This window comes from Paenibacillus sp. J22FR83 (assembly GCF_059691955.1).
In genome coordinates, this window is sequence record NZ_JCAUAM010000009.1 from 34,767 (window position 1) to 46,685 (window position 11,919).

General features: G+C 41.9%; 8 protein-coding genes and 1 pseudogene. 8 read left to right on the forward strand and 1 reads right to left on the reverse strand.

Translation table 11 applies throughout. From position 1 onward, the window contains the following. Positions 1–26: 26 nt before the first annotated feature. A complete protein-coding gene (locus AC58PV_RS17175; protein WP_497433433.1) occupies positions 27–2,432 on the reverse strand; it encodes a right-handed parallel beta-helix repeat-containing protein in 2,406 nt (801 codons plus the stop codon). Positions 2,433–2,917: 485 nt separating this feature from the next. Between AC58PV_RS17175 and AC58PV_RS17180 the strand changes: the two genes are divergently transcribed. The 8 genes and pseudogenes from AC58PV_RS17180 to AC58PV_RS17215 all read left to right on the forward strand — a co-directional run. Continuing rightward, positions 2,918–4,747 carry a polysaccharide biosynthesis protein gene (locus AC58PV_RS17180; RefSeq protein WP_497433435.1) on the forward strand — a complete coding sequence of 610 codons (1,830 nt, stop codon included), beginning with the start codon at positions 2,918–2,920 and terminating at the stop codon, positions 4,745–4,747. 16 nt (positions 4,748–4,763) lie between these two features. Beyond that, on the forward strand, positions 4,764–5,639 hold the full coding sequence (gene galU / locus AC58PV_RS17185; protein ID WP_068666614.1) for a UTP--glucose-1-phosphate uridylyltransferase GalU: 876 nt from the start codon (positions 4,764–4,766) through the stop codon (positions 5,637–5,639). Positions 5,640–5,650: 11 nt separating this feature from the next. Beyond that, positions 5,651–6,805, forward strand: a complete 1,155-nt coding sequence (locus tag AC58PV_RS17190) for a glycosyltransferase family 4 protein (RefSeq protein WP_497433436.1) — start codon at positions 5,651–5,653, stop codon at positions 6,803–6,805. Beyond that, the gene (locus tag AC58PV_RS17195; protein WP_497433437.1) at positions 6,790–7,899 is read left to right on the forward strand and encodes a glycosyltransferase family 1 protein; all 1,110 of its coding nucleotides are present in this window, start codon (positions 6,790–6,792) and stop codon (positions 7,897–7,899) included. The genes AC58PV_RS17190 and AC58PV_RS17195 overlap by 16 nt, the downstream gene beginning before the upstream one ends. Positions 7,900–7,903: 4 nt before the next feature. Beyond that, on the forward strand, positions 7,904–8,788 hold the full coding sequence (locus AC58PV_RS17200) for a glycosyltransferase family 2 protein (protein WP_497433439.1): 885 nt from the start codon (positions 7,904–7,906) through the stop codon (positions 8,786–8,788). A 21-nt stretch (positions 8,789–8,809) separates the two neighbouring features. Further along, positions 8,810–9,883: an EpsG family protein gene (locus AC58PV_RS17205; protein ID WP_497433440.1), complete on the forward strand. Its 1,074-nt coding sequence runs from the start codon at positions 8,810–8,812 to the stop codon at positions 9,881–9,883. 23 nt (positions 9,884–9,906) lie between these two features. Then, positions 9,907–10,944: a UDP-glucose 4-epimerase GalE gene (gene galE / locus AC58PV_RS17210; RefSeq protein WP_497433441.1), complete on the forward strand. Its 1,038-nt coding sequence runs from the start codon at positions 9,907–9,909 to the stop codon at positions 10,942–10,944. Positions 10,945–11,103: 159 nt separating this feature from the next. After that, positions 11,104–11,841: pseudogene (locus tag AC58PV_RS17215) on the forward strand (glucosamine inositolphosphorylceramide transferase family protein); the annotation flags it as partial. Positions 11,842–11,919 lie beyond the last annotated feature (78 nt).

Here is an 11,919-nt window from a genome sequence, read left to right on the forward strand (position 1 = left end):
GCACAGCTCTTCCTTTTGCTATGAGATTATAACGTGATATTGTTAATTAACCGGGTATTGGTGTTTATATCTGAAGTTACATTATTAAATATACAAGCAGCGATTGTCATTGATTTCTCACGTGTGAGCCAACGAAGATTTATTTTTGTGTTTTCAAGGTAACTATTTGTAATAACAGATATATTGGCACTGTCGGCTTTACCAATGCTTGAATTTATTAATGTACTCCGATTATTGGTTACGTTGCCATTGTAATTAATGCCTACATTTTGAAAGATACAGTTATCAACAAATAATTTTCTAGTATAACGAACATCATTGGAACCGAGAGCAATATCGCCGCCAAGTATGCTCGTCTTGGCTCGAATGAAGGAACCATTGGTTACATTTGCAGATTCGAAATTAGCGCCACCTTCAATTACGGTAATCCCGTCAATCGTATTGGGTCTTCCTACATAATTAGCAGGCGGACGAAGGTCGACTTCATAGTTTTTCACGGTGATATTGCGGAGAACAGCCCCTGTAAGAAGTAGCTGGAAATTTGGTGTCAGCACATTATCTGCCCGCCAATCCCGCTCAACAATAACATCGGAGATGTAGCATCTGCCATAATTAAAACGACTAAGGTTGAAACCAGATACGCCGGCGTCTGTCATCTTGACCGCGGGGCCATTCAAACTCTCCGAGACTTGAAAGCTGTTGGTTTTAACATTAATCGTATAATACAGTTTGTCAACACTAATCCCAGAGGGAACCTTGCCAATCCATTGCTCGAACGCAACTTTCGCTCCGTTTCCTGCCCCATGGGCTGCAGCGAAAGTGAATGTACTCGTTGCAATGTCGACTGTTGGCGTTCCCCAATAACCGTAGACACTTGAACCATAGAATAGGCCATTAGTAATCTTACAATTGTTAATTACTGCTCCAGTAACATCTGCAATTCGAATGTTTCCATTGTTGCAAATGGCCCCATTAACAAAATTATCACCTTTCACAACAAGTTCACAATTAATCATCGTGTTATTGAGGTAATTGATATACATATTATTGGGATACGAACTAATGCCTCCAACATTGTATCCTTCAAATTTGTTGTTTTCTAAGGTGACATGAATTGCATCTGCATTAACGAAATGGCCGCGGCTATTGGTGTAGATATAGTTCTGAGCGATATAAATACGTGTATTTAACTCCAAACCAGATTGATTCAATTCAGGACGCCAAGTAGGAATATTTGTTTCTGACCACATCGATTCAAGGTCAATACCGAACATGGGAGCCGTTCCGTCTTCTGTTACACCGTCATCAGCTAAACCAATATGGTGTATCTTATTGTTAATAATGCTCACGTCAGTCGGACCTGCAATGGAAATTCCTTGTCTTCTACAGTTGTGAAGATTGCAGTTATGAACTGTAATGTAAGATCCCATTTGTCCTTGTGTATAGTCAGCTGAATTTGTTTTGTATTCAAGCCAAGAAGCGAAGACAGCATCACCTGTACAGTTGCTGATATCCATATTCTCGATAAGAATGTTATTTGCACCTAGTAGATTAAACCCATGCCCCCATTCATGTGTATAGTTCTGAGCATCTACTTTAGCAGTGATTTGAGCAATCTGAGCATCTGTAAGAGGAGAGGTTGTAATATCAATGGCGAAAATCATTTTATTGGCATTAGCAATATCAGCAAACCAACCCCGTCCAGTTGGCGCTGCGGGTGCAAATTGTCCATTCGTTCTTGACCCGGCCAATGTCTCTTTTGAAATCTTGTCTTTGTATTGAAAGAAACTATAATTCGTGTTCGTTATACCGTTAATTGTCCATAATCGGAACATTTGAAGTAACCCAGGATTGCTGTATCGATCAACGACTTCACTACGGATCCAATTTGGATTTGTATTTAGGGAACCATCCGGATTAACCCCGCCACGGACGAACTTTACACCTAACTGATAAATGTGTGTTTTCTTATCCCCGACAACGGTTCCTCCTGAAATCTTAGCATCCGACACTCCTTTTAAATAAAAGATGCTGTACCAAGGAGAAGAATTCGCTTCCAATTGTAAAATGCAACCATCAAGCATTTCGAAATGCATATTGCTTTGCATGGTGATACAGGAGTAAATGGTGTTGTCGATTTTTAATGCATAGGTCCCTTTTGGTAAAACACAATGTGTAATGCCTTGTGATTTGGCCCAAGCAATTGAATCATTGATACCCTTTGTGGTTGCGGCTGAATTCGTACCATCATTCTTAATCGACCATTTGGCTAAATCAATTACGTAGGAAGCGGAGGAGAGGGAGTTCGAACTAACGGGTTGTTTAGGAACCCAACGTGATTGTGTACTGTCATAAGTCAGAACATCATTTTGGGCAGGCAGCTTGGTTGTTACATTAACATCATCTAAATCACCCAAATTTGCATGAATCATACAATCTCACCTTCTTTCTAGTTATTTTGTCGCATAGATTAGTGTATGTATAGCTAGTTGAATGCGTTAAGGATGAGAGACTAGGAGCCGATAGTTTATTTTGTTATTGACACGTTCTTTATAAAGAACTACAATGAAAGTAATTTAATCGAACCGTTCGTCAGTCTATTTTTTTTAATCCGAATGTTCTTTATAAAGAATTTATATTGAGAAAACGTTCTCTATACAAAGTAATCAGCAGAGTTGTTCCTTGTCGTTCTTTATAAAGAACTTCAATAGTCATAAAACGCTGTCGGTAATGTCTCCTTACCGTTATCAATGGGGGCACTCGATCATGCTGTGGGTTAGTGTATAAGACCTTAGACGCGAGTCGTCAAGAGTGTGGTGCGAGGTGGGGTTAGATGCCCTATTTATTAAAGGGTTTAATTATAAGGTCTTTTCCAAAGGCCCTATACTTAAGAACTTTAAAGAAAGGGTGAATTTATGTGTCATATAGCCAACGGTTGTCGCTTTTAATTATAGTAGACTCCTTCATAGTGTTAACTTCTATTTTCTTTAGCCGATTTTTGTTAAGCGCAGATCTACGAGTCATCACATTGCCGTTAGTTGTAAGTGCAATCGCATTGTTAGTAAGTCATCACGTATTTTCGCTAAGATATAAACTTTATAAGAAAGCTTGGGAATACGCGAGTGTAGGCGAGTTGCTCATTGTGTTGAAGGCTGTTTCCTTCTCCATTATTGCTGCTGCGTGCGTTCAACAAATTGTTGTTCAAGACATATACTTTCGTTTACTCGCTGTTACATGGATGATACATATTCTGTTAATTGGCGGCTCTCGCTTCTGTTGGAGATTATTGCGCGGGACTTTGACGAATAGGACGGACAACAAGAAGCGGACATTGATCATTGGCGCTGGATCAGCAGGTACGATGGTAGCCAGGCAGTTAATCAAGAATAGTGATACAGAACTGCTTCCAGTCGCATTTATTGATGATAACGTGCGTATCCATAATCTCGACATTATGGGAATTCCCGTTGTTGGAGGTATTAGTCAAATTGAGAAGACGGTCGCTGATCTTGGAATTGACAGCATTATTATTGCGATTCCATCCTTAGGACGGAAAGACTTGAATGCGATTTTCCAAGAATGCGCCAAGACGACAGCCAAAACACAAACATTGCCCATGTTAGAAGATCTTGTAACTGGTAAACTTTCGGTCAATCAATTCATGGATGTTCATGTCGAGGATCTCTTAGGTAGGGAACCAATCGAGCTGGATATCGCAAGTATTTCGGAGTTTGTTACCCACAAAGTGGTATTGGTAACTGGTGCGGGAGGTTCTATTGGTTCTGAAATCTGCCGTCAAGTTGCTAAATTCCAGCCAAGTAAGCTCATCCTGCTAGGGCATGGTGAGAACAGTATTTATTCCATCGAGATGGAATTGAAGGACATTTGTGAATACGACCAAACGGAATTCATTACAGAAATTGCCGATATTCAGGATTCACGCAAAATGATGGCCGTTATGAATCGATATCGCCCTGATGTCGTGTATCATGCGGCAGCACACAAGCATGTACCGCTGATGGAACGTAATCCCGAGGAAGCGGTTAAGAATAACGTCATAGGTACGATGAACGTAGCGATTGCAGCAAGTATGTGTGAAGTGAACACCTTCGTCATGATCTCAACAGATAAAGCAGTGAATCCAACGAGTGTCATGGGGGCAACCAAACGAATGGCTGAAATGATTATTCAAGACATGGATAAGAGCAGTAATACCAAATTCGTAGCCGTACGATTCGGTAATGTCTTGGGAAGCAGAGGCAGTGTCATTCCAAGGTTTAAGCATCAGATTGAAAAAGGCGGCCCTGTATCGGTCACTCATCCGGACATGATTCGATACTTTATGACCATTCCAGAGGCCTCTCGACTTGTTATGCAGGCTGGAGCTTTAGCCAAAGGTGGAGAAATTTTTGTCCTCGATATGGGCGAGCCAGTGAAAATTGTTGATCTCGCCACAAATCTTATCAAGCTATCGGGCAACTCCGTGGAAGATATCGGTATTGAATTTACCGGAATGAGACCGGGAGAGAAACTTTACGAAGAGCTTCTGAAAGCTGAAGAAATCGAGGAGCAGCAAGTATATCCGAAGATCTATATTGGGAAAACGGCGGATTTATTTATGGATGAAATCAAAGAGACCATTTCCGTGTACAACACCTTAGATAAGGACAGCTTAAGAGAACGTTTGCTTAATATTGGTAACAGCAACGTTCTTCTTTTATCCAAGAAACTATCATCTGTAGGCTAAAAAGGAGCAATCATGTATGAAAGTTAGAAAAGCCATTATCCCAGCTGCGGGTCTGGGGACAAGATTCCTGCCGGCAACGAAAGCAATGCCGAAGGAAATGCTGCCGATTGTTGATAAACCGACCATTCAATACATTGTTGAGGAAGCTGTTGAATCAGGCATTGAAGATATTATTATTGTGACGGGTAAAGGGAAAAGAGCGATCGAAGATCACTTCGATAACTCCTTCGAGCTTGAGCAGAATTTATTAGAGAAGCAGAAGTTCGAACTTCTTTCTGAAGTGAAGAAGTCATCTAACGTGGATATTCATTATATTCGTCAGAAGGAGCCGAAGGGCCTAGGGCATGCGATCTGGTGTGCACGCAAATTTATTGGCAATGAGCCGTTCGCCGTATTGCTTGGGGACGACATTGTTCGGGCAGATAAGCCTTGCTTGCAGCAACTGATGGAACAGTATGAGTACAACGACGCATCCATAATAGGTGTGAAGCATGTACCAGACGAAGAAGTGTCTCGATACGGAATCGTTGATGGATTTGAATTAGAGAACCGCCTACATAGCGTTAATCATCTGGTTGAAAAACCGCTCAAAGAGTTAGCTCCCTCCAATTTAGCTATCATGGGGCGATATATTCTAACTCCCACCATTTTCGATATCCTTAATAATCAACAGCCAGGTGCTGGAGGCGAGATCCAATTAACGGATGCGATCGCACAGCTCAATCGGATTGAATCGGTATATGCGTATGAATTTGAAGGTAAACGCTATGATGTTGGGGAGAAAATGGGCTTCATCCAAACGACAATCGAATATGCATTGCAGCGTAAAGATCTAAGATACGGTTTGTTGAAATATCTTTCCGAGCTCATGGAGAAAGAATTAATTAAATAGGTGATGCGGCGATGACTAAAAAAGTATTGTTCTGTGCCACGGTTGATTATCACTTCCGTGCCTTCCATCTACCTTACTTGAAATGGTTCAAGGACCAGGGTTTCGAGGTTCATGTTGCTGCAAGTGGAAATATAGAACTCCCCTATGTCGATACGAAGTTTGACATTCCGATTCAGAGATCGCCTCTACATCGTACGAATTTGGAGGCTTATGGGGCACTGAAGTCCATTCTTACTGCGAACAAGTATGACATTATCCATTGCCATACACCAATGGGAGGTGTACTGGCACGCTTAGCTGCACGATCTGCCCGTAAGAAGGGGACCAAGGTTATTTATACCGCGCATGGTTTTCATTTTTGCCAAGGTGCTCCTTTATTTCATTGGTTAGCTTATTATCCATTAGAGAAATTCTTATCTTATTATACAGATTGTTTGATTACGATCAATGAGGAAGATTACGCACTTGCTAAGAATCGCCGGTTCCGTGCGAACCAGATTGAGCATGTGCATGGAGTAGGCGTGAATACAACACAGTTTCAACAGATGGATGAACTGCATAGAGCTGCACATAAAGTATCCATGGGCTATCTGCCATCGGATATTCTTTTATTTTATGCGGCAGAATTTAATTCCAATAAGAATCAACATCAGCTTATACGCGCATTAGCTCATATTCGCAATGAAGCTCCTCATGTCAAACTGTTACTGGCTGGAGTAGGCGCACTACAAGAGCAATGTCAAGAACTTGCTAAGGAACTTCAGGTTGATCAACAAGTGGAATTCCTTGGTTATCGTACAGATATAGATCAGTTGGCGCCTGTGTGTGACATTGCTGTTGCTTCAAGTCTACGTGAAGGCTTGCCCGTGAACATGATGGAAGCGATGGCCTGTGGTCTTCCTGTAGTAGCGAGTGAGAACAGAGGTCACAGAGAACTTGTACATAATGGTGAAAATGGTTGGCTAACCCCCCCTAATGATCACAAAACAATGGCGGAGAAGCTCTTGCTCTTAGTTGGTGATAAGGAGTTACGGACTCGATTAGGATCGAATGGGAGACAAATGATCGAAGCCAAATACGCTATTGATCGAGTATTACATCAGAAAAGCGCGATATATTCCCGATTTATGGATGAAAAGGTGGAGGTCATGTGGGCGATCCAATAAGAATTCTGCATGTTGTTGTCAATATGAACAGAGGGGGCGCTGAAACCCTTCTTATGAATTTATATCGGAATGTAGATCGAACGAAAATTCAATTCGATTTTCTAACGTGTAAAGCAGGAGCCTATGATTCGGAGATTACCGAGATGGGAGGGATGATTCATAGAATTCCCTATGTGTCGGAAATTGGACACGCCAAGTATATCCAAGCCTTAAATCAATTCTTCGATACGCATACTACTTACAGAATTGTACACGCGCATATGGATAAAATGAGTGGCTTTGTATTACGTTCTGCCAAGAAGGCTGGTATCCCCATTCGCATTGCACATAGTCACAATACAAGCAGTGAAGGCGGCATAGCGGCTAAAGCATATAAATGGTTTGCAGGTACGTTCATCGCTTCCTGTGCCACTCATTTTCTAGCTTGCTCAAATAAAGCAGCGCAGTGGCTATTCGCAAATCAGCGGAGCAATGTGGTGTTAGTGAAGAATGGAATCGAGAGTGAACAATTCGCTTATTCACCAGTAGTAAGAGAGGAAGTAAGACGAGAGTTGCAAATTCCTCCGGACTCTTTCGTACTTGGTCATGTGGGCAGATTCAATCATCAGAAGAATCACACCTTCCTTATCGATGTATTTGCAGAATTGCATCGAGAGAAACCTAATACGATGCTTGTACTAGCAGGTGATGGACCTCTTCGAGAAGAGATGCAGAGAAAAGTGAAGATGCTTCGTTTGCAGGATAAAGTCAAATTCCTTGGCGTACGCAGCGATATTGCACATTTGCTTCAGGGGCTAGACATGTTTGTATTCCCCTCCTTACATGAAGGCTTGCCCGTGACGCTTATTGAGGCACAAGGCGCGGGACTGCCTTGCATGATCTCGGATGAGATTACACAAGAAGTGGATATGGGCATTCGATTAGTAGAGCGATTGCCACTCGCGGATAAAGAGATTTGGGTTCATCAGATGAAGGTTGTGATGGCCAGGAACAAATCCAGGCACATACCTGCTTCCTCCTTATCTAACCAGGGGTATGATATCCGCAACACGGCTGCTTGGACAGAAGGTTTTTATCTAGGTATTTCGAGGTGAAGAGATGACAAAGCTTACTGTTTTTACTCCAACGTATAATCGTGCGTATTGTCTTCCGAATTGTTATGAGAACTTGAAGAAGCAAACTTCGAGGGATTTCGTATGGCTTATCATTGACGATGGCTCAACAGACCATACAGATCAGGTAGTGGCTGGCTGGATTAAAGAGGATGTGATTAGGATCCGATACCACCGTCAAGATAATCAAGGTATGCATGGCGCGCACAATACAGCTTATCAATTGATTGATACAGAACTGAATGTATGTATAGATTCGGATGACTATATGCCACCGAATGCAGTAGAGCATATTCTTACTTTCTGGGAGGAACATGGCAGTGATCAGGTTAGCGGTTTGATCGGGCTCGATTCCTATACAGATGGGCGAATTATTGGTACCAAGCTGCCTGAGTACCTTGAGCGATCGACGCTATTCGAACTGTATAGTAAGCATGGCGTGACGGGAGATAAGAAGTTAGTGTACCGAAGCGAGTTAACGCGAGCTTATCCTTACCCCATTTTTGATAACGAGAAATATGTAGGTTTAGCTTACAAGTATTATAAATTGGATCAACAATATGAAATGCTCCTCTTGAACGAAGTTCTCTGCTGTGTGGAATATTTGCCGGATGGCTCTTCATTAAACATGGTAAAGCAGTATGCCAAGAACCCCCGAGGCTTTGCCTTCTACCGGAAAGAGCTCATGAAGCTACCCTTTGCCTCCTTATCTTTTAAATTCAAACAGTGTATTCATTATGTGTCTAGCAGTATGATATCTGGCAATCGTCGGTTTATGAGAGAAACACCTGCTAAACTCCTTACATTCCTTGCGATCCCGCTTGGCTGCATGCTCTATTGGTATGTTAGCCGCAAATCAAGAATCTCTTAAGCTATCAGGAAGGGAATTCACATGGCTATATTATGGCTTAACTTGGTCGTTGTTTATATTGCTTCCTATTTCTCTAGGCAGATTGCAAAACCTGTACGTGTTAGTTCAGGTCTGTTATGGATGAAACCTAATCAGTGGCTGACAGCTATTGTGATGGTGACATTCGTCTTAATTGCAGGGCTGCGCAACAACATTGGAGATACGTTCTTCTATATGTATTCCTACACATTAAGTGATTTTACTTGGGAAGAAGTCATGGCAGAAAAGGATATTGGTTTCGGTATTCTTCAAATGATACTGAAATCATTTACGAATGATCCGCAGTTATTAATCTTTATCACTGCGTTAGTAACCAACGTACTCATCGTGTATGTGTTGTACAAATATTCCAAATTATTTGAACTCAGTATTTTCATTTATATCACTTCAGGCCTGTACATTGTATCCATGAACGGTGTTCGGCAATTCCTAGCTTCAGCCATTGTTTTCGCTGCATCGAAATTCCTATTCGAAGGAAATTGGAAGAAATACTTTCTTGTTGTTGCTTTTGGCTCCTTATTTCACGGCAGTGCTCTAATCCTCATCCCCATCTATTTCATCGTGAGAAGAAAAGCTTGGACATCCTCTACGTTCGTTCTATTAACACTTGCTGTGATTCTGATAATTGGCTATAGCGTCTTATCCGACGCAATCTTTACAGCTATTGCAGATACACATTACGGTGAATACCAGAATTTTCAAGAGGGTGGGGCCAGTGTTATTCGTGTAGTCATTAGTGCGATTCCCCTCATATTTGCATTTATCGGAAGAGATAAGCTTCGGGAAATATTTCCCTATGGTGACTATGTCGTAAACATGTCTTTGCTGAATTTCGTGGTGATGGCTGTAGCGACGCAGAACTGGATTTTCGCGAGGTTTACCATTTATTTCGGTTTATACAACGTTATTCTCATGTCTTGGGTCATTAGTCTATTTGCTAAGAGACAACAAAAATTTATGTATTATGTCATTTTGGGCTTTTATCTCGTGTATTTCTATTTTGAAAATGTAGTTACGTTAAACATTATTTATCAAAGCGATTATTTTAAATTCTAAATGAATGATAGGAGGATATCACGATGGCAATTCTCGTAACGGGTGGAGCAGGCTATATTGGAAGTCACACATGTGTGGAGTTATTGAATGCGGGGTATGACATCGTTGTCGTTGATAATTTAAGTAATAGCAGTGCAGAGTCCTTGCTGCGAGTAACAGAGCTTACGGGTAAAGATTTCGCGTTCTATCCTGTTAGTTTGAACAATCGACCGGACATGGAGGGTATATTTCGCAACCATAAGATTGAAGCGGTCATTCATTTGGCAGGGCTTAAGGCGGTTGGCGAATCTGTTTCTGTGCCCTTACGCTACTATCATAATAATATCTCGGGTTCCATCGTCTTGTGTGAAATTATGCAAGAATATGGCGTGAAGAAGATTGTGTTTAGTTCATCTGCGACGGTGTATGGTACGTCAGAACATGTCCCCATTACTGAGGATGCGCCGCTAGGAGCAACGAATGCGTATGGTCGAACCAAGCTCATGATTGAGGAAATCATGAGGGATCTTCATGTCTCAGATGCAACATGGAGTATTGCGCTATTGCGTTATTTTAACCCAATTGGGGCTCATGCGAGTGGTCGATTAGGTGAGGATCCGAATGGAATTCCTAACAATCTCATGCCTTATATCACACAAGTGGCTGTTGGCAGTCTTAAGGAACTGCAGATATATGGCAATGATTATGCAACGACAGATGGTACAGGTGTTAGAGATTATATCCATGTAGTGGATTTAGCACAAGGGCACTTGAAGGCACTTGAGAAGGTTATGGAAACAACGGGCGTTGAAGCCTACAATCTGGGAACAGGGCAAGGTTACAGTGTATTGGAAATGGTCCAGACCTTCGAGCGTGTAACTGGCAGGCGTGTTCCCTATCAGATAGCTGCACGCAGGGCTGGTGATATTGGGGTATGTTACTCGGATCCTACCAAGGCTGAACGAGAATTAGGATGGATTGCTCTTAAAGGCATTGATGAAATGTGTCTGGATTCGTGGCGTTGGCAAACCAGTAACCCGCGTGGTTACCTAGTCGAGAACGAAATGCTCGCAAATATATAAGGAGGAATTAGCTTGTCGATCATTCGTGCAATGGACTTTAGAAGATTTAAGAATTGGTATGCTCTGTTGCGGAATGGAATGATTGTGTCGTTGTGGTCAATTACTGTATTTATTTCAGATAGTGTAATGGCTAGTGAGCCCCAGAAGCATAAGTTGGCAATGCCAAGCCTCCAAGCATCCGATGTAACGGATGTACCTGCTGAGTTTGTTGCTGATCCTTTCATTATTCAGCATAACGCAGAATTTCTTCTCTTCTTTGAAATTCTTAACAAAGCAACTGGTAAAGGAGAAATTGGTGTAGCAACCAGTTCCAATGGGAGCGAATGGACATATCGACAGGTCGTGTTGCGCGAGAAATTTCATTTATCTTACCCGCAAGTGTTTCTTCATAATAATGAGATGTACATGTTGCCGGAAACGGCGGAATCGAATCGCATTCTTCTATACAAAGCCACCCAATTTCCTTATGAATGGGAAGTGGCGTCTGAGCTCAAGGAAGGAAAGTACCTCGATCCTTCTATTGTGAATATGCATGATAGATGGTGGATGTTTACAGGGACAGGTGAGGGGAATCTTCATGTCCTTCATGCAGATCAGTTGGAGGGGCCGTGGTTGGAGCATGTTCAAAGTCCAGTCATCGTAAACAATCATATCATTAGTCGTCCTGGTGGGAGACTCATTGTTTCAGATGGTGTTCTGTACAGATATACACAAGCCGACTATCCGCATTATGGAGACTCTGTCCGAATGTTTAAAGTACATACACTCTCCGAAGATAAGTATGAAGAAGAGGAAGTTTCACTTGTCTTACGTGGTTCCAAGCAAGAGATGGATTGGAGAAAAGACGGGATGCATCATATAGACCAGCTTCAGTTGGATGAGAATCAGTGGTTGGTCGCTGTAGATGGTCATGAGATCAAGAAAGTAAATTATTTTGCTTGGAAGTTTGACCGTTTGAAGTCGAGCTTTATGGCA